Source organism: Mesorhizobium norvegicum, assembly GCF_004919685.1.
Taxonomy (GTDB): domain Bacteria; phylum Pseudomonadota; class Alphaproteobacteria; order Rhizobiales; family Rhizobiaceae; genus Mesorhizobium; species Mesorhizobium norvegicum.
The window spans coordinates 150,193-168,325 of record NZ_SMYZ01000004.1; the positions used below are offsets into that span (position 1 = coordinate 150,193).

Here is an 18,133-nt window from a genome sequence, read left to right on the forward strand (position 1 = left end):
CTTCTCATTGCAGCCGTCTTTCGCGCAGCGCCATGACGGCGCCCAGAACGACCAGCCCGTAAAGAATTGCCCTTGTGGCGTAGGGAAGCGTGGTGCCTGCAAGCAGCATCTGCAATGCCGTCAGCAACAACACGCCGCCAAGCATGCCGAGATAGTGGCCGCGGCCGCCGGTGATCAGCGCGCCGCCGACCACCACCACGGCGATCGAGGGCAAAAGATAGTCGTCGCCCATGCCGAGGCTCGCCTGTCCCGAAAAGCCGGTCAGCATGATGCCGACAACAGCCGCGCAGACGGCCGACAGCATGTAGACCAGGATCAGCGTGCGCTCGACGCCGATGCCCGACAAGCGCGCCGCGCGCAGTCCATTGCCGATGCCGTAGACCCTGCGTCCGAACGGCGTGCGGCCGAGCAGCAGCACCGCCGCCACGACAAAGACAACCATCAGCAGGACGATCGGCGTCAGCAGGCCGGCGAGCCTGGCCGTCATGACCCAGCGCAGCATCGGCGAGGAAAAACCGGCCGGCGTTCCCTGCGAATAGAGCAGCGCGCAGCCTTGCAGGATGCCGTTGGTGGCGAGCGTCATGACGATCGGCGAGATGCCGAGATAGACGATGCCGAAACCATTGGCGAAGCCGATCGCGCAAGCCATCACCAGCACGACCGGCAAGGCGTAGACAAGGGCCGCGTCGGAGCCGTTGACCATGCCGGCCAGGACTACGCCTGAAATGCCGATCGTCCACGGCACGGAGAGATCGAGGCCGCCGGTCAGGATGACGGTTCCCTGCCCGAGCGCCAGGACGGCGAGGAAGGACGACAGCACAAGCAGCGAGTTCCAGTAGCCCGGATTGAGGATGGCGCGGCCGAGCCAGATCTGCGTGACGACCACGATGAGCAGCAGGCAGACATAGGCCGGCAGCGCATAGCGCAGCGTCTCCGCATTGCGCAGATGGAAGGCAGGGCGCGGCGCTGCCGGACTGCGTTGGCCAGGCGATGGCTCGGTGATCTTGAGACGCCGGTCCACGCGCTCGAGCTGCGAGGGCAATATGCCGGCGCGCCAGGCGGCAAGCCGGGCGCGCGCGGCGCGCAGCTGCACGGCAAGCACCGATGCATGGGAGATGGAGCCGGCAAGCGCTGCCAGCACCAAAATGGTGCCTTCGGCGATGGTCGAATAGTAGGCCGACACGTTGAGCACAAGCAGGATGTTCACCACGATCATCAGGATGTATGCGCCGAAGACAGAGCCCACCGGGCCGCCCTGCCCGCCACCTAGACGCGTGCCGCCGACGACGACCGCCGCGAACATCGACAAAAGCAACGGATTGCCGACCAGCGGATCGCCGCTGCCGGTCTGCGCGCTGATGAACACGCCGGCAAGGCCATAGCAGCCGCCGGCGATGACATAGACGGCAAAGCGCACCAGCACGACATTGATGCCGACGGAAGCGGCCGACTCCGTATCGCTGCCGACCGCATAAAGTGCCATGCCGAAGCGGGTTCCCTTCAGCCAGAACCAGGCGAGCAGGACGACGCCGATCACCACCAGCGGCATCGGCAGCCAGCCGGTGATCGCGTCGCCGAGGTAGAACGTACCGAGATCGGGCGACACGAAGCCGCCGGGCTTGTCCATCACCAGAAGCGTCACGCCTTGCAGGATGAACATGGTGGACAGCGTCACCACGATGGGCTGCATGCGCAGCACCGCGATGAAGAAGCCGTTGAAGGCACCCACGGCCATGCCGACGCCGATGCCGACGGCGGTCCACAAGATGATGCTGGCGCCTGGCGCCATCGGGTCCATGCTCGATGCCAGCACGGCATTGACCAGCGATATCACCGCGCCGGCGGAAAGGTCGAAGCCGCCCGACAGGATCACGATCGTCTGGCCGATCGCCGCGAGCGCCGACGTCGCGCCGCCGCTCGACAGGAACGACACATCGAAATAGGTCAGCGGCCCGGCGCTGATCCAGTCGACGATGAAAAGCAGGATCGCAAGGACGGCCGCGGCGATCAGCGCGCCGCGGTTGCGCATCAGCGCGCGGCGCAGCCCCAAGCCACCGGAACCGGGAGATGAAAGGCTTGCGCTGCTCATGCGGCGGCTTCTCCGGCATGGCCGAGCGCCGGGCGCATGATCGCTGGCTCGGTGATGGCGTCGCCTTCGAGCTCGGCTGCGATGCGCCCGTCATAGAGAACCAGGACCCGGTCGCATTGGTGGACCAGTTCGGGAATCTCCGTCGAGTGCAGCAGGACCGAACCGCCCGAAGCCACGTAGTTTCGCATCATCACATAGAGCTCATGCTTGGTGCCGACATCGATGCCGCGGGTGGGATCGAACAAAAGCAGGATGCGGCTCTGCGCCACCAGCCATTTGGCGATGGCGATCTTCTGTTGGTTGCCGCCGGAAAATGCGCCGGCCCGTGTCCACAGCGCGCGGCGATCGACCTCGACAGTGGCGAATGTCGCCTCGACGGAGCGGGTCTCGGCTTGCGCGTCGACAAGGCCTAGCCGTGTGAACCGCGATATCACGGGAAGCGTGGCGTTCTGGCTGCCCGACAGTTTCAGGAACAGGCCTTCGGATTTGCGATCCTCAGGCACCAGGCCGATCGCCATGTTGGGCAGCAAGGCATCGGCGGGCGAACCGAGCCAGACCTTGCGGCCGTCGACGAGGATGTGGCCGCGAGTGATTTCGGCCATGCCGAAACAGGCCAGGAACAGATCCTGCTGGCCCATGCCCTGCAATCCGGCAACGCCGAGAATCTCGCCTTTGCGCAGGTCGAATCCGGCGCCGTCGAGCTTGCGTCCTACCTTGAGGTCGCGCACGCCCAGAACCGGCGGGCCGAAAGCCTGGGCGCCATCGGGCTTGGGCGGGAAGGTCTGCTCGATGCTGCGGCCGATGATCTTTTCGATGACGTCGCCATCCGAGACGTCGGCAACCGGCGCGGTGACGATGTGGCGGCCGTTTCTCAGGATCGTCAGCGTCTCGCAAAAGGCGCGGACTTCTCGCATGCGATGGGTGATGAAGACGATGGTGGTGCCCGCCGCCTTCAGCCTGGCGATGATGTCACCCAGCCAGTCGACGTCGCGGCCGGCGAGCGTCGAGGTCGGTTCGTCGAGCAGCAGGATGCGCGGCTTGCGGTAGACGGCGCGTGCGATCTCGATCTTCTGGCGCACCGAAAGCTCGAGCTCGCTCACCTCGGCGTCGAGATCGACGGAAAAACCGAGCTCGTCGATATGGCGGCGGACAGCCGTGCGGGCGGCACTGCGCCGGATCAGGCCGGAGACGCCGACGGGGGCGTAGGGCAGCAGCATGTTGTCGAGAACGGAGAGATCGCGCACCAGGGTCATCTCCTGGAACGCGGTCTGCACGCCCAGCGCGTGTGCGGCGCGCGGTGCGCCGTAGGCGATCTCCTTGCCGAAGACACGGACATGGCCTTCGCTGGGCCGGACCAGTCCGGAGAGCAGCTTCACCAGCGTCGACTTGCCGGCGCCATTTTCACCCAGCAGTGCATGGACGCTGCCGGGCGCGATCCGGAACGACACGCCGTCCAGGGCGACGGTCGGGCCGAACGCCTTGCTGATGCCGTCGATCTCGATGGCGGGAAGCGCGGTATGTTCTGTCATATCCTCGATCGCAGGCTGCGCATTTTGGGACGCCACGCATGAGCGCGGATCGACGATGCACAGACAAGACATCCGTGCATCGTCGCGATTTGCCTTGGGAGGCCTTAAAGCGCGTGACGCGCTTTAAGTCTTTTGTTTTTATGCATGTCGTTGTCCCAAAACCGCAAAGCACTTTTGGGCGACAAGCATTAGTTCTCCGGCTGTCCGACGAGGGCAGCGGCGAGGCCGACCTCGGGTGTCTGGTCCGAGAAGATCGAGGCAAACCAGCCGGGATTGGAGACCAGCGACGGCTTGAAGGCGTTGCAGCCTGCCTTCATCTCCGCCCATGTGCCTTCGTCGCACAGCTTGATCGTCTCATTAGTGACGACCGGCAGTGGCAGGATGGTGGTCTTCGGCACGTCCTTGCCTTCGATCGCCTCGACGGCGAGCTTCAGCGCCAGCGCACCGGAATAGGGCGGCGAGGCATAGGAAATGCGTTGCGCGCCCGCCGGTGCATAGGGCGGCGCCGCGCCTTCGACTTCGGTCCCTTCCGGCAGCATCTGGATGCGGCCGCCATTGGAGCCTTCGCCGGCGCAAGGCAGGAGTTCGCTGGTCTTCTTGCCGGCCTCGAGCTGCATCGAGTTGGCGGTGAAGCAGCCGACCTGCATCCACAGCCCGTTGATGTCGTCCCAATTGCGGGTGGCCAGTATCTTCGAAAGCTCGGTGCGTGCGACCGCCTGGCTCCACATGCCGACAGCCTCGCCGACGATCTTGATGTCAGGGTACTTGGCGAAGACTTCCTTGGCGGCCTTTGTCCGTTGATCGTCGACGGATGTTCCTGGAACACCCGTGATGGCGATGATGTTGCCATTGCCATTGAGCTTCTTGACCAGCCATTCGGCGGTCACCCTGCCCGCTTCCAGCTGGTCGATGTGGACGTTGTAGGCACAGGGCTCGGTGATCTCGGCGTCGTAGGCAAAGACCTTCACACCCTTGTCGCAGGCATTCTTGACGACCTGATTGAGCGCGGTCGGCGAGATCGGGTAGACGACGATCGCCTCGGCGCCGCTTTGCACCATGGCGTTGATCTGCTGGATCTGGCGTTGTGCGTTGGGTCCGGCGACCTGGACCTGCAGGTCGACCTTGTCGGCCAGGCTCTTGTGAGCGGCCATGGCCTTGACCATGTTGGCCGCCTCCGCCTGCCAATCATTGCCGATGTAGCTCATGCTGAGAAAGATTTTGTGCTTCTCGGCTGCCTGAGCGGCCGACAGCCCAAGGGCGCATACAGCCATGCCGGCCAGCAGCGCGAGCCGCCGGACTTTCAATCCGATACCCATATGAAACTCCTCCCGATCCGAACGACCGAATGCCTCCCAAGGGCACGAACGTAACCCTTGTCATTCGATGCCAGCGACCGTAACATGATTTGATCAAAGATCAATGATGAAATAGCTTGATATCAAAACCGGGGAGTCGTGAGCGCTTGACGCGGCACCTTGAACCTTGCATTCCGGACACAGGAATCTCTTTGCTTTGGCGCAATTCCGGACGGAAAACCGTTTTCCACTTTCCTGGAATTGCTCTAGCGGTAGCGTCGCCCTTGGGCGGGAAGGTTGATGGGAGATGGCTGGATCGGCGTACAGAAAGCCGGGGGTCGAGATCACGCCCCTGTCCAGGGAAACCCTGCAGGACAGGGTCTATCGCCATGTCACCGAACTGATCCTCGACGGCTCCATCGTGCCCGGCGAGATGGTCACCGTTCAGAGCCTCGCCGACGCTTTCGGCGTCAGCCCGATGCCGGTCAGGGAAGCACTGCGGCGCCTGACGGCCGCCAACGCACTGATGGTGGTTTCAGGCCGGTCGATCGGCATTCCAGCGCTCAGCCGCGCGCGCCTCATCGACCTCAGGAATGTCCGGTTCGAGATCGAGGCGATCGCGGCCGCATGGGCGGCGGAGCGCATGGACGACCAGGGTGTGGCGCAGCTGCGCCAGCATCTGGATGCACTCGAACAGGCCAATGCCGCCGGCGACGTCAAATCCTATCTGCGCGCCAACTACGCCTTTCATTTCTCGATCTATCGGGCGGCCGGTTCCGAGAACATGCTCAACATCATCGAGAACCTTTGGCTGCAGATCAGCCCCTACTTCAACATGCTGCACGATTCGGGAAACTACTCGACCGCCAACGAACACCATCAGGAGATGTTCGCGGCATTGAGAAACCGGGACGCGGAGGCCGTCAGGGCCGCGGTCCGCGCCGACATCGACGCCGCTTTCGACGTGCTGGTCGATCTTTTGAAGTAGCGCTCGGTCTCCGACCGCCTATCACATGCCGGTTTATCTCTGGTGATGGCAGAGCAGCGCCCATGCGCACTTAGCGGCCAGTGCGGGCTTCTTCGGGCTGATCTAGAGATCGTATCCCTGAGCGCGCCATCCAAGGTTCTGTTCACGGAGCAATTTGTGCTGGAGCTTGCCGGGCGGCAGGCGATGACGCGGCGCGCGCTTGACCTGCACCGCATTTCGCCATTATCGGATTGCCAAAATCTGGTAGCGTGATTATACCAGTTGATAAGTTGACGACGGGCGATACCGTCGATTGAGATCAGGAGTAGTGACCAGATGACAACGATTGCGCTGTTCGGTGCCGGCGGAAAAATGGGCTACCGCCTGTCGACCAATTTTCGCGGATCGCCCTACACGATACGCCATGTCGAGGTCAGCGATGCCGGCCGCGAACGGCTGAAGACCGGACTGGGTTTCGATACGGTCAGCGCCGACGAGGCGCTCAAGGGCGCCGATGTGGTGATCCTGGCGGTTCCGGACACGCATATCGGCAAGGTGGCGACCAGCATCGAGAGCAAGCTGGTATCAGGCACGATGGTGGTGGTGCTCGACGCGGCGGCACCCTTTGCCGGCCATCTGCCGAAGCGGCCGGACCTCACCTATTTCGTCACCCACCCCTGCCACCCGCCGATCTTCAATGACGAGACAGACATGGCGGCCAAGAAGGACTATTTCGGCGGCGTCAAGGCCAAGCAGCATATGGTCAGCGCCTTGATGCAGGGACCGGAAGAGGATTACGCCAAGGGCGAGGCGATCGCGAAGATCATCTGGGCGCCGGTCATGCGTTCGCACCGCGTCAGCGTCGAACAGATGGCGCTGCTGGAGCCTGGCCTTTCGGAGACGGTGTGCGCCTCGCTGCTGGTTGTCATGAAGGAAGCCGTCGACGAGGTCGTGGCACGCGGCGTCGACAAGCAGGCGGCGCTCGACTTCCTGCTTGGCCATATGAACGTGCTCGGCGCCGTCATCTTCGGCGAGACCAAGGGCGTTTTCTCGGACGCCTGCAACAAGGCGATCGAATTCGGCAAGCCGGTGCTGATGCGTGACGACTGGAAACGCGTGTTCGAGCCGGAAGAGATCGCCGCCAGCATTCAGCGCATCACTTGACGCCCTTGCCTTCTCCCCTTGTGGGAGAAGGTGTCGCCGAAGGCGACGGATGAGGGGTGTTCCAGCGGAGTGAGGCGTTGGCGTTCCCTGGAACACCCCTCATCCGTCTTGGCGCTGCGCGCCAATCCACCTTCTCCCACAAAGGGGAGAAGGCAAGAGCGCCAGCGCTCTCATCAGGTACACATCACCTGAATTTGTGGTTGACTCATCATACCAGTTGGCTTAGCTGTTCATGGCTCGGATCGACAGGGTTTCGCAGGGAGTTCGAAGCCTGGGCGAATGGGGATGGCTGGAGTGACGATCCGTGGAGGGGAAGCCGGCAAACGGCTCTTTAGTCCGAAAGCGATCCGCCGCCGCGCTGCCTGACGAATTCGGATGCCGACAGAGGCCTTGGTTGACCAAGGCAATTTTTCAAACGGGAGGACTTCATGAAACTCACACGCAGAATGACGCTTGCGGCTTTCGCCGGCATGCTGGCGCTTGGCACGGCCGTTCCCGCCTACGCGGCGGATCTCATCGCCATCATCACGCCGTCGCACGACAATCCGTTCTTCAAGGCGGAAGCCGTCGGCGCCGAAGCCAAGGCCAAGGAGCTCGGCTACGAGGCGCTGGTGCTGGTCCATGACGACGACGCCAACAAGCAGTCCGAGCTGATCGACACCGCGATCGGCCGTGGCGCCAAGGCGATCATCCTCGACAATGCCGGCGCCGACGCAACCGTCGCCGCCGTGCAGAAGGCCAAGGACGCAGGCATTCCGTCCTTCCTGATCGACCGCGAGATCAACGCCACCGGCGTCGCCGTCGCGCAGATCGTTTCCAACAACTATCAGGGCGCCCAACTCGGCGCGCAGGAATTCGTCAAGCTGATGGGCGAGAAGGGTAATTTCGTCGAGCTGGTCGGCAAGGAATCCGACACCAATGCCGGCATCCGCTCCAAGGGTTATCACGACGTCATCGACGACTATCCGGACCTGAAGATGGTCGCCCAGCAGTCGGCCAACTGGAGCCAGACGGAAGCCTATTCCAAGATGGAATCGATCCTGCAGGCCAATCCCGACATCAAGGGCGTCATCTCCGGCAACGATACGATGGCGATGGGCGCCTATGCGGCACTTGCCGCGGCGAACCGCAAGGACGTCATCGTCGTCGGTTTCGACGGATCGAACGACGTGCGCGACTCCATCACCTCCGGCGGCATCAAGGCGACGGTCCTGCAGCCCGCCTTCGCGCAGGCGCAGATGGCGGTCGAGCAGGCCAACGACTTCATCAAGAACAAGAAGTCGCCGGCCAAGGAAAAGCAGCTGATGGACTGCGTTCTGGTCAATGGCGACAATGCCGCCAAGCTGGAGACCTTCGCGCTGACGAACTGAGCCCGCGTGAGACGAATAGCGAGGGGCGAACCCCAGGGGCGCCCCTCGCCGCCATTTTCCGTGGACCGCCCACGATGCTGAACAACAGGCCGCCATGCTGAACACCAAGCCGAACTGGCCGATCCTTGCCGTGATGGTCGGCATCAGCCTGACCGCCTGCAAGATCCTGCCGACGAAATCGGGAGACGCGGGCAATGCTCCCGCCTTCAATCCTGACAAGATGGTCGAAGAGATATGGGCGGCGAAGGTCGTGCCCTATCTCCAGCAGAAAGCCGGACCGTTTCCGGAGGTTCACGCGTTGGCAACGACGGACGCCGCTTCTGCCGGCGCCAAATACGGCAATCCGAACAAGCAGGCGAATTCGCCGTGGACCTTCGCGGTTCGCCTGGAAGGCAAGATCGTCGCGGCGAACACGCAGTCCCGCGCGGCGACGATCGATATCGATGTCGACGGCGACGGCAAGGCCGATGCGCGGGTGCAGATCGGACCGGCGGTGCGCGGCACGGCGCTGCGCGACAGCCTGGACTTCATCCAGTTCAACGACTTCACCAACCAGATCGACTTCGCCCAGTTCGGCAAGGCGTTCAACAGCTACGCCGACAAGACGGTGCTGTCCAAGCTGCCGCGCGAAGCGCTGGAAGGCCGCAGCGCCAAGGTGGTGGGCGCCTATACGCTGGGCAGCGGCCAGGACCTGCCGCTGGTGACGCCGGCGGAGGCCGAGATCGGGCCGAAAGCATGAGCGCGGCCGCGGAGCGCGAAATCATCCTGAAGCTGGAGGACATCTCCAAGGTCTATTCCGGCACCGTCGCGGTCAAGCGCGCCAATTTCGAGGTGCGCAAGGGCGCGGTCAACGTGCTGGTCGGCGAAAACGGCGCCGGCAAGTCGACGCTGATGAAGATCATCGCCGGTGTCGAACGACCAACAGCCGGCCGCATTCTGCTGGAGGGCGAAGAGGTTTCCTTCTCGTCGTCAGCGGATGCGGTGAACCGTGGCATCGGCATGGTGTTCCAGGAGCTGAACCTGTTTGGTAACATGAGCGTTGCCGAGAACATCTTCGCCACCCGCGAAATCACCAACCGGTTCGGCAAGATCGACCGTAAGGAACAGGAAAACCGCGCGGCGGAATTTCTAGAACGCCTGCAAGCCGGCATACGGCCCGACATGCTGGTCGAGGATCTGCGCATCGGCCAGCAGCAGCTGGTCGAGATCGCCAAGGCGGTCTCACTCGACGCACGCATCCTGATCATGGACGAGCCGACCTCGGCGCTGAGCGCGGCGGAAGTCGAGATCCTGTTCAAGGTGATCGCCGACCTCAAGGCGCGCGGCGTGGCCATCGTCTACATCTCGCACCGGCTGGAAGAGCTGATCCGTATCGGCGATTACATCACCGTGCTGCGCGACGGCCGCATCACCGGCCAGGAAGAGATGAAGAACGTCGACACGCAGTGGATCGTTCGCCAGATGATCGGCTCCGACGCCAAGGACTTCGCCAAAGCCGACGGCCACCTTCCGGGCGAGGAGATCTTCCGGGCCGAGGAGATATGCCTGCCGCGCGCCACCGGCGGGCTTGCCGTCGACCATGTCTCGCTGTCGCTGCGCGCCGGCGAGATCCTCGGCATCTACGGCCTGATGGGCGCCGGCCGCAGCGAACTGTTCGACTGCATCATGGGCCGCCACGGCCATTCGACAGGCGCGATCTTCATTGGCGGCATAAAGGTCACGGAGCGCGACACGACGCGGCGCATCCGGCGCGGGCTGGCACTGATCCCCGAAGACCGCCAGCGTGAAGGGCTGGTGTCGATCCTCTCGGTCGCCAGCAACCTGACGCTTGCCAGCCTGTCGCGATTTGCCCGCCTGTTCCATATCCGTGGCGCCGACGAAAGGCAGGCAGTGACACGGATGGTGCGGGAACTGGCGATCAAGGTCGCCGACCCGGCGCAGGAAGTGTCGTCGCTGTCGGGCGGCAACCAGCAGAAGGTGGTGATCGGCAAGGCGCTGCTCACCGAACCCAAGGTGCTGTTGATGGACGAGCCCAGCCGAGGCATCGATGTCGGCGCCAAGGCCGATGTGTTCCGCACCATGCGCAAACTGTCCCGCGACGGTTTGGGGATTTTGTTCGCCACCTCGGATCTCGACGAGGTGATGGCGTTGTCCGACCGCATCGCGGTGATGAGCAATGGAAAACTGACCGGCATGTTCGACCGCGCCGAGGCGACGGAGGCGATACTCGTCGCTGCCTCGGCGCTTGGCCACGGACCGGCCCCACACGGAGAGCACCGTCCATGACTGACGTCCCAGCCAAGGCGGCCACTCCCTCCGCTTCCAGCGGCTCCGTGCTATTGACTCTGATGAAGCTCAGGACCTTCATCGCGCTCATCGCCGTCCTGATCTTCTTCTCGATCGCGGCGCCGAATTTCCTGTCGACCGCGAATCTGATCCTGATGTCGAAACACGTGGCGCTGAACGCGTTCCTGGCGATGGGCATGACCTTCGTCATCATCACCGGCGGCATCGACCTTTCGGTCGGCTCGATCGTCGGCCTGTGCGGCATGGTGGCCGGCTATCTCGTGCTCAACGGCATCGACCTGCAGATCGGCTACACGATCTATTTCAACGTCTTCGAGATCGCTCTGATCACGCTGGCGGTCGGCATATTGATCGGCGCCGTCAACGGGTTGCTGATCACCAGGCTGAACGTCGCACCGTTCATTGCCACGCTCGGCGTGCTCTATGTCGCGCGCGGCCTGGCGCTGCTGTCGTCGGACGGCCGCACCTTCCCCAACCTCGTCGGCAAGCCGGAACTGGGCACCACCGGCTTCGGCTTCCTCGGTGCTGGCCGGCTGCTCGGCCTGCCGGTGGCGATCTGGATCCTGATCGTCGTTGCACTGGGAGCCGCCTATCTCGCCAAATACACGCCGCTCGGCCGCCACATCTTCGCCGTCGGCGGCAACGAACGGGCGTCGCGGATTTCGGGCGTCCGTGTCAACATGGTGAAGATGTTCGTCTATATGTTCTCTGGTTTCTGCGCGGCGATCGTCGGCCTGATCATCTCGTCCGAACTGATGGCCTCGCATCCGGCGACAGGCGAAAGTTTCGAGCTCAACGCCATTGCGGCGGCAGTGCTCGGCGGCACCTCGATGTCGGGTGGCCGCGGCACGATCGGCGGCACTATCGTCGGCGCCTTCGTCATCGGCATTCTTTCGGACGGACTGGTGATGATGGGTGTGAGTTCGTTCTGGCAAATGGTGATCAAGGGTCTCGTCATCATCGTCGCCGTCGTCGTCGACCAGGCACAGCGCCGGCTGCAAAGCCGCGTGACACTGATGCAGATGGCAAAGGCTGGCTGATCATGGCGGAGCTGCGAGGAGCACTGATCGGCTGCGGCTTCTTTGCCGTCAACCAGATGCATGCCTGGCGCGACATAGCAGGCGCCTCTATCGTCGCCATCTGCGACCGTGATCCGGAGCGGCTCAAGATCGTCGGCGACCAGTTCGGCATTGCGAAGCGCTATACCGATGCGGCGGAACTTTTTGCCGGCGAAAGCCTCGACTTCGTCGATATCGCCACCACCGCGCCCAGCCATCGTCCGCTTGTCGAAATGGCGGCCGCCCATCGCGTTCCGGTGATCTGCCAAAAGCCGTTCGCGCCGACGCTTGCCGACGCAAAGGCGATGGTCAGGGCATGCGTGGAAGCCGGCGTGCCGCTGATGGTGCATGAGAATTTTCGCTGGCAGTCGCCGATCCAGGCGGTGCGCGCCGTGCTCGACAGCGGCAAGATCGGCACGCCTTTCTTCGGGCGCATCTCCTTCCGCTCCGCCTATGACGTGTTTTCCGGCCAGCCCTATCTGGCGACGGGAAAGCGCTTCATCATCGAGGATCTCGGCATCCATATCCTCGACATCGCCCGTTTCCTGCTCGGCGACGTGTCTGTCATCACCACGCGAACAACGCGCATCAACCCTGGCATCGCAGGCGAGGACGTCGCGACGATGCTGATGGATCACAACAGCGGTGCAACGTCTGTGGTCGATTGCAGCTATGCGACGAAGCTTGCCACCGAGCCGTTTCCCGAGACGCTGATCGAGATCGACGGCAGCGACGGCACGATCCGGCTGGCGCAGGGATACCGGCTCACCGTCACCGGCAAGAGCGGCACGGCCGTCACCGACGTTTCGCCGCCGCTGCTGCCGTGGGCGTCGCGGCCCTGGCACAACATCCAGGAAAGCGTCGTCGCCATCCAGCAGCACTGGGTCGACTGCCTGGCAAAGGGGATCGAACCGGCGACTTCGGGCGCCGACAATCTCAAAACGTTCGCGCTGGTCGAGGCCGCCTATGCCGGTGCCGCGAGCCGGCAACCGGTGCAACTCGACGCCTTGCTGAAATGACCGCCGACGCCCTCCTGCTCTACGGCACGCGTGCGGTCGAGACCGAGCCGGTCAGGCTCAGCGCAGGCGCGCTCAGCGCGGACTTCGTCAATGGCAATCTGCGCACCATTCGCCATGGCGGCACCGAAGTACTGCGCGCCATCGCCTATATCGTCCGCGACCGCGACTGGGGCACTTACGAGCCAACGTTGACGGACCTGATCATCGACCAGGACGCCGACGCTTTTTCGGTCAGCTATTCGGCAAGCTGTGTGGCTCCCGACGGAAGCCGGCTCGGCTTCCGCGCCACCATCAAAGGTTCCGCCGATGGCCGTCTGGTCTTCGACGTCAGCGCCCTTCCCGAAAGCAATTTCGAAACCAATCGCTGCGGCTTCTGCATCCTGCACCCGATCGCCGACCTCGCCGGCAGCCCGGTCACGGTCGAGCATACAGACGGCAACGTGGTGGCGACAAAGCTTCCCGAACTGATCGACCCCTGGCAGCCTTTCAAGGATATCCGCGCCATCATCCATCAGGTTCGGCCTGGTGTCACAGCAGAATGCCGGATGGAAGGCGATACATTCGAGATGGAGGACCAGCGCAACTGGTCGGACGCCTCCTACAAGACCTATGTGCGGCCGCTGGCGCTGCCATGGCCGTACGTGCTGCCTGCCGGCCAGTCCCTGCGCCAGACGATCAGCCTGCGCATCACAGGTGAAGGCAAAGCGCCGGCTACCGCCGTGGCCGGCGAACCGGTCCGCGTTGAACTCGGCGAGGCCGGACCAAGGCTGCCCGATGTCGGTGTGGTCATCTATCCCGAGGATATCGAGACGGCGCTGGCGAACCTCTCCACGCTGTCGACTCTCGGCCCACAACAGCTGCTGTTTCACTACGATCCGACGCGCGGCCACGGGCTCGACGCCTTGCGCACTTTCGCCCGACTCGCAACTGCCTGCGCAGTTGAGACGACCCTCGAATGCGTCGTTGCCGGCACAGGCGATCTTGACGCCGAGCTGTCAGACGTCTCCGGCCTCGTGCGCGAGGCCGGGCTGAAACTCTCGGCCATTGCGGTGTCGCCTTCGGTCGACCGGCAGTCGACGCCGCCGGGCAGCGCGTGGCCGCCCTGCCCGCCGCTCGAAGAGGTCTATGCGGCGGCGCGGCGCGCCTTTCCCGATATCCGCCTCGGCGGCGGCATGTTCAGCTATTTCACCGAACTCAACCGCAAGCGCGTGCCCGCAGACCAGCTCGATTTCGTCACCCATTGCACCTGCCCGATCGTGCACACCGCCGACGATCTCAGCCTCATGCAATCACTGGAGGCGCTGCCTTTCATCACCCAATCGGCACGGGCGATCTTCGGGGCAAAACCCTACCGGATCGGTCCGTCGACGATTGCCATGCGCCAGAACCCCTATGGCGGCGCGACCAAACCCAATCCCGGCAGACAGCGCATCGCCATGGCCGATCGGGATCCGCGCCATGCCGGCCTGTTCGCGGCGGTATGGACGATCGGCTATGCCGCGCGTGTCGCACCGGCCGGACTGGAACAGCTCACGCTCTCCAGCTTCACAGGACCGTTCGGCGTGCTGGCGTCATCCGGAGAACCCGTCGCGGAAGGATCACCCCGGCCGCTCTTCAGGGCGGTCAAAGGACTTTGCGAACTGGCCGGCCTTGCGCATGTGGCGGCGAGGACAAGCGACGAGACCAAGGTGCTGGCGCTGGCCGGGCGCTCGGCCTCGGGCAAGACAATCGCATGGCTGGCGAACCTGACGGCGGTCGACGTGCCGGTCGACATTTCAGCTTTTGGCCAAGGCCATCTCGTGATGACGCCTTATGCGATCACCCGGCTCGGCTGAAATTACTTTTCGGAGTTCATCACATAGAGCGCGCGCGAGCGCTCGAGGTGCTTGATCATCGCCTTTTCGGCGCCGTCCGCATCCATCTTCTCGATGCGGCCGATGATCTCTTCATGCTCGGTCAGCGTGAACTGTTCCTTGCCGGTCCAGATCAGCATTTCGGTGTGGTATTCCTTCAGCCAGCCCAGCATCGCCTCGCTGACGGCGACATAGATCGGGTTGCCGGAAATCGCGGCGATCTGGGTATGGAATTTCATGTCGGCGGATATGAAGGCTTCGGAGTCGCCACGGAAGCCCCGCTGTTCGGCAACGGTCGCCCGCAGCCGCTGCACGTCCTCGGCGGTTGCCTTTTCGGCGGCTTCCCTGACCATGCCGCGTTCGAAGAAGATGCGCGCGGTCTTCAGGTGCTCCAGCGTGTCCTTCGATGACGACAGGATGATCTTGGCGGCGCCATCGACCTGCTTGATGATCGACTTGGCGGTCAGCTGCAGCACCTTGGCGCGCTCGCCATGCGAGATCGCGACCAGCCCCATATTGCTCAGCGCCTGCATCGCCTCTCGGATCGCCGGTCGGCCGACCTCGAAGCGCTCCATCAGTTCGCGCTCCGACGGCATGTCGTCGCCCGGCATCAATTCGCCGCTGGTGATCAGCCGCTTCAGCCTCAGAAACACTTCGTCGGAAAGCTTGCGCCGGACAATCGGCTCCGAACGGTTCATCGTCGCGAATCACTCCTTTGACCGGCCCCTATTTAGCATTGCTGCCGCGATTCCCGGAATGATTGTCCGTCAACCGGCCAGTGTCCGGCGAGCAGGATATCGCTTGCAATACTTATGTACTCATTATACCAGATTTCGAGGATCGGGGAACTTTTTTCGAATGCATTCGGCCTGAGATAGCAGACCATGATCACCCTCACCTATCGCATCGAAACGCCTGGAAGCATCGAAGCCCTGGCGGCCAAGATCGCCAGCGATCAGTCGACCGGCACCTTCGTCGCGCTGCCCGGCGAGACCGAGGAGCTGAAGGCCCGGGTGGCGGCGCGCGTGCTGGCGATCCGGCCTCTGCCCGACGCTGAGCGGCCGTCGCTTCCCGATGACGGCAACGGGCCATTCAGACGTGCGGACGTCGATATCGGCTTTCCGTTCGATGCCATCGGCACCGACCTTTCGGCATTGATGACGATCGCCATCGGCGGCACCTATTCGATCAAGGGCCTCACAGGCATTCGCGTCGTCGACATGAAGCTGCCGGAGGATTTTCGTGGCGCGCATCGCGGCCCACAGTTCGGTGTCGCCGGCAGCCGCCGGCTGACCGGTGTGACGGACCGCCCGATCATCGGCACGATCGTCAAGCCGGCGCTGGGCTTGAGGCCACATGAGACGGCGGCAATGGTAGCGGAACTGATCGCCGCCGGCGTCGATTTCATCAAGGACGACGAGAAGCTGATGAGCCCGGCCTACTCGCCGCTGGCCGAACGGGTGAAGGCGATCATGCCGCTGATCCTCGACCACGAGCAGAAGACCGGCAAGAAGGTGATGTATGCCTTCGGTATCTCGCATGCCGATCCGGACGAGATGATGCGCAACCACGATATGGTGGCGAAGGCCGGCGGCAATTGCGCTGTTATCAACATCAATTCGATCGGGCTCGGCGGCATGGCGTTCCTGAGAAAGCGCTCCAGCCTAGTGCTGCATGCTCACCGCAACGGCTGGGACATCCTCACCCGCCACCCGGGCCTTGGCATGGACTTCAAGGTCTGGCAGCAGTTCTGGCGGCTGCTTGGCGTCGACCAATTCCAGATCAACGGCATCGCCTCAAAATACTGGGAGCCGGATGACTCTTTCGTCGAATCCTTCAAGGCGGTGACGACGCCGATCTTCTCGCCTGAGGACTGCGCCTTGCCGGTTGCCGGCTCCGGCCAGTGGGGCGGTCAGGCGCCCGAGACATATGCGCGGACCGGACGGACGGTCGATCTTCTCTATCTCTGCGGCGGCGGCATCGTCAGCCATCCGGACGGGCCTGGAGCCGGCGTGCGCGCCGTGCAGCAAGCCTGGCAAGCGGCGGTCGACGGCATTCCGCTGGCGGACTTCGCCGAAAACCATCCCGAACTGGCGCGGTCGATCGAAAAATTCGGCGACGGCAAGGCAGCCTGAAGCCATGCAAGACCTGCTTCTCAGCTATTATGGCGACGATCTGACCGGCTCGACCGATGTCATGGAGGCGCTCGAGCTCGGCGGCGTGCCGACCGTGCTGTTCATGCGCCAGCCGGATGCAGCCCTGCTGTCGCGATTCGCGCATTGCCAGGCGATCGGGCTGGCCGGCTCCAGCCGCAGCGAGACGCCGCAGTGGATGGACACGCATCTGCGCGAGGCCTTCGCCTGGCTGAAGACGCTGAACGCCGCGATCTGCCACTACAAGGTCTGCTCGACCTTCGATTCCAGCCCGACGATCGGCAGCATCGGCCGAGCCATCGAGATCGGCCGCTCGGTGTTCGCGCAGGACAGCGTGCCGCTGCTGGTCGGCGCGCCGCAGCTCAAGCGCTACACCGCCTTCGGCCATCTGTTCGCCGCCTATCGCGACCAATATTTTCGCATCGACCGCCACCCGGTGATGAGCCGCCATCCGACGACGCCGATGGATGAATCCGATCTGCTGATCCATCTGTCGCGGCAGACGGCGCTGAGTTCCGGGCTGGTCGACCTCGTGATGCTGCAGTCCGCGTCGCGGTCGGCGGCGTTCGATCGCCTGACCGGAGACGGCACCGCTATCGTGCTTGTCGATGTCGACAATCTGGAAACGCAGGCTCTGGCCGGCAAGGAGCTGTGGCGCATTCGCAAGCCAGGCGGTTCTTTTGTCGTCGGCTCGTCCGGGGTCGAGTATGCGTTGCTGGCCGAATGGGCGTCGAATGACATCGTCAGCGCTGGGCCAGGTTTCACGCCGCCGGGCGTTGCCGACCGGATAGCCGTCGTGTCGGGCAGTTGCTCGCCGACCACCGAACGACAGATCCGACATGCCCTGACGGACGGTTTCGACGGCATCGAGGTCGATCCGGTCGAACTGGTTTCGCAGGCTTCGGAGCAGGCGATCACGCGTGCGACGGCAAGCGGCCGTGCCAGTCTGCAAGCCGGGCGCAGCGTCATCCTCTACACCGCGCTTGGCCCCACTGCCGACAGGGGCGCCGAAATCGACCGGCAGGAAGGCGCCCGCCACAAGCTTGGCCGCGGTCTCGGAGAAATCCTTCGCAGCCTGACGATCGAACAGAGTTTGCGGCGCGTGGTCATTGCCGGCGGCGACACGTCGAGCCACGCACTCGGCGAGATGGGTGTCGATGCCCTGACAATCCGCATGCCGCTGCCCGCTTCGCCGGGCTCGCCGCTTTGCGTTGCCCATTCACGCGTCAAGGCGATCGACGGACTGGAGGTTGCGCTCAAGGGCGGCCAGGTCGGAACCGATCGCTATTTCTCAGCCATCCGCGATGGCCTCGGCGGTTGAAACAGCCG

The 18,133-nt window shown here is 63.6% G+C and carries 14 protein-coding genes; 10 read left to right on the forward strand and 4 right to left on the reverse strand.

Annotated elements, in window-relative coordinates:
* Nucleotides 1–4: 4 nt before the first annotated feature.
* The 3 genes from FCU66_RS02655 to FCU66_RS02665 all read right to left on the reverse strand — a co-directional run bounded on the left by FCU66_RS02655 (nt 5) and on the right by FCU66_RS02665 (nt 4,934).
* Nucleotides 5–2,089 carry an ABC transporter permease subunit gene (locus tag FCU66_RS02655; protein ID WP_136625392.1) on the reverse strand — a complete coding sequence of 695 codons (2,085 nt, stop codon included), beginning with the start codon at nt 2,087–2,089 and terminating at the stop codon, nt 5–7.
* Complete coding sequence (locus tag FCU66_RS02660) at nt 2,086–3,618, reverse strand: sugar ABC transporter ATP-binding protein (protein WP_136619408.1); 1,533 nt, start codon at nt 3,616–3,618, stop codon at nt 2,086–2,088. Before FCU66_RS02660 ends, FCU66_RS02655 begins: the two co-directional genes overlap by 4 nt.
* Before the next feature lie 188 nt (nt 3,619–3,806).
* Complete coding sequence (locus FCU66_RS02665; protein ID WP_136619407.1) at nt 3,807–4,934, reverse strand: sugar ABC transporter substrate-binding protein; 1,128 nt, start codon at nt 4,932–4,934, stop codon at nt 3,807–3,809.
* A gap of 286 nt (nt 4,935–5,220) precedes the next feature.
* On the opposite strand from FCU66_RS02665, the gene FCU66_RS02670 reads away from it, so the two are divergent.
* From FCU66_RS02670 to apnL, 8 genes are all read left to right on the forward strand, one after another.
* Nucleotides 5,221–5,901, forward strand: a complete 681-nt coding sequence (locus FCU66_RS02670; RefSeq protein WP_136619406.1) for a GntR family transcriptional regulator — start codon at nt 5,221–5,223, stop codon at nt 5,899–5,901.
* A gap of 315 nt (nt 5,902–6,216) precedes the next feature.
* Nucleotides 6,217–7,044: a phosphogluconate dehydrogenase C-terminal domain-containing protein gene (locus tag FCU66_RS02675; protein WP_136619405.1), complete on the forward strand. Its 828-nt coding sequence runs from the start codon at nt 6,217–6,219 to the stop codon at nt 7,042–7,044.
* 428 nt (nt 7,045–7,472) lie between these two features.
* Nucleotides 7,473–8,414, forward strand: coding sequence for a D-ribose ABC transporter substrate-binding protein (locus FCU66_RS02680; RefSeq protein WP_024502459.1), 942 nt, complete (start codon nt 7,473–7,475; stop codon nt 8,412–8,414).
* 94 nt (nt 8,415–8,508) lie between these two features.
* Nucleotides 8,509–9,153, forward strand: a complete 645-nt coding sequence (locus tag FCU66_RS02685) for a DUF2291 family protein (RefSeq protein WP_136619404.1) — start codon at nt 8,509–8,511, stop codon at nt 9,151–9,153.
* The gene (locus tag FCU66_RS02690; protein WP_136619403.1) at nt 9,150–10,700 is read left to right on the forward strand and encodes a sugar ABC transporter ATP-binding protein; all 1,551 of its coding nucleotides are present in this window, start codon (nt 9,150–9,152) and stop codon (nt 10,698–10,700) included. The genes FCU66_RS02685 and FCU66_RS02690 overlap by 4 nt, the downstream gene beginning before the upstream one ends.
* Nucleotides 10,697–11,761 (forward strand): ABC transporter permease, encoded by a 1,065-nt coding sequence (locus FCU66_RS02695; RefSeq protein WP_136619402.1) that lies wholly within the window; start codon nt 10,697–10,699, stop codon nt 11,759–11,761. Before FCU66_RS02690 ends, FCU66_RS02695 begins: the two co-directional genes overlap by 4 nt.
* A 2-nt stretch (nt 11,762–11,763) precedes the next feature.
* Nucleotides 11,764–12,798 carry a Gfo/Idh/MocA family protein gene (locus FCU66_RS02700; protein WP_136619401.1) on the forward strand — a complete coding sequence of 345 codons (1,035 nt, stop codon included), beginning with the start codon at nt 11,764–11,766 and terminating at the stop codon, nt 12,796–12,798.
* Entirely contained in the window at nt 12,795–14,633 is a 1,839-nt protein-coding gene (gene apnL, locus FCU66_RS02705; RefSeq protein WP_136619400.1) for a D-apionate lactonase, read from the forward strand. Before FCU66_RS02700 ends, apnL begins: the two co-directional genes overlap by 4 nt.
* Before the next feature lie 2 nt (nt 14,634–14,635).
* Here the strand turns inward: apnL and FCU66_RS02710 are convergent, their stop codons facing one another.
* Entirely contained in the window at nt 14,636–15,349 is a 714-nt protein-coding gene (locus FCU66_RS02710; RefSeq protein WP_126068163.1) for a transcriptional regulator NanR, read from the reverse strand.
* A 186-nt stretch (nt 15,350–15,535) separates the two neighbouring features.
* Here FCU66_RS02710 and oiaX point away from each other — a divergent pair, with 186 nt between their 5' ends.
* Nucleotides 15,536–16,786: a 3-oxo-isoapionate-4-phosphate decarboxylase OiaX gene (gene oiaX / locus FCU66_RS02715; protein ID WP_136619399.1), complete on the forward strand. Its 1,251-nt coding sequence runs from the start codon at nt 15,536–15,538 to the stop codon at nt 16,784–16,786.
* A gap of 4 nt (nt 16,787–16,790) precedes the next feature.
* Nucleotides 16,791–18,125 carry a four-carbon acid sugar kinase family protein gene (locus tag FCU66_RS02720; protein ID WP_136619398.1) on the forward strand — a complete coding sequence of 445 codons (1,335 nt, stop codon included), beginning with the start codon at nt 16,791–16,793 and terminating at the stop codon, nt 18,123–18,125.
* Nucleotides 18,126–18,133 lie beyond the last annotated feature (8 nt).

What these genes read in the sequence shown, in the direction of transcription:
- FCU66_RS02675 (WP_136619405.1), top strand. Translation starts at nt 6,217, where the DNA reads ATGACAACGATTGCGCTGTTCGGTGCCGGCGGAAAAATGGGCTACCGC.
- FCU66_RS02700 (WP_136619401.1), top strand. Translation starts at nt 11,764, where the DNA reads ATGGCGGAGCTGCGAGGAGCACTGATCGGCTGCGGCTTCTTTGCCGTC.
- FCU66_RS02655 (WP_136625392.1), bottom strand. Translation starts at nt 2,089, where the DNA reads ATGAGCAGCGCAAGCCTTTCATCTCCCGGTTCCGGTGGCTTGGGGCTG.
- oiaX (WP_136619399.1), top strand. Translation starts at nt 15,536, where the DNA reads ATGATCACCCTCACCTATCGCATCGAAACGCCTGGAAGCATCGAAGCC.
- FCU66_RS02695 (WP_136619402.1), top strand. Translation starts at nt 10,697, where the DNA reads ATGACTGACGTCCCAGCCAAGGCGGCCACTCCCTCCGCTTCCAGCGGC.
- FCU66_RS02685 (WP_136619404.1), top strand. Translation starts at nt 8,509, where the DNA reads ATGCTGAACACCAAGCCGAACTGGCCGATCCTTGCCGTGATGGTCGGC.
- FCU66_RS02690 (WP_136619403.1), top strand. Translation starts at nt 9,150, where the DNA reads ATGAGCGCGGCCGCGGAGCGCGAAATCATCCTGAAGCTGGAGGACATC.
- FCU66_RS02660 (WP_136619408.1), bottom strand. Translation starts at nt 3,618, where the DNA reads ATGACAGAACATACCGCGCTTCCCGCCATCGAGATCGACGGCATCAGC.
- FCU66_RS02670 (WP_136619406.1), top strand. Translation starts at nt 5,221, where the DNA reads ATGGCTGGATCGGCGTACAGAAAGCCGGGGGTCGAGATCACGCCCCTG.
- FCU66_RS02665 (WP_136619407.1), bottom strand. Translation starts at nt 4,934, where the DNA reads ATGGGTATCGGATTGAAAGTCCGGCGGCTCGCGCTGCTGGCCGGCATG.
- apnL (WP_136619400.1), top strand. Translation starts at nt 12,795, where the DNA reads ATGACCGCCGACGCCCTCCTGCTCTACGGCACGCGTGCGGTCGAGACC.
- FCU66_RS02680 (WP_024502459.1), top strand. Translation starts at nt 7,473, where the DNA reads ATGAAACTCACACGCAGAATGACGCTTGCGGCTTTCGCCGGCATGCTG.
- FCU66_RS02710 (WP_126068163.1), bottom strand. Translation starts at nt 15,349, where the DNA reads ATGAACCGTTCGGAGCCGATTGTCCGGCGCAAGCTTTCCGACGAAGTG.
- FCU66_RS02720 (WP_136619398.1), top strand. Translation starts at nt 16,791, where the DNA reads ATGCAAGACCTGCTTCTCAGCTATTATGGCGACGATCTGACCGGCTCG.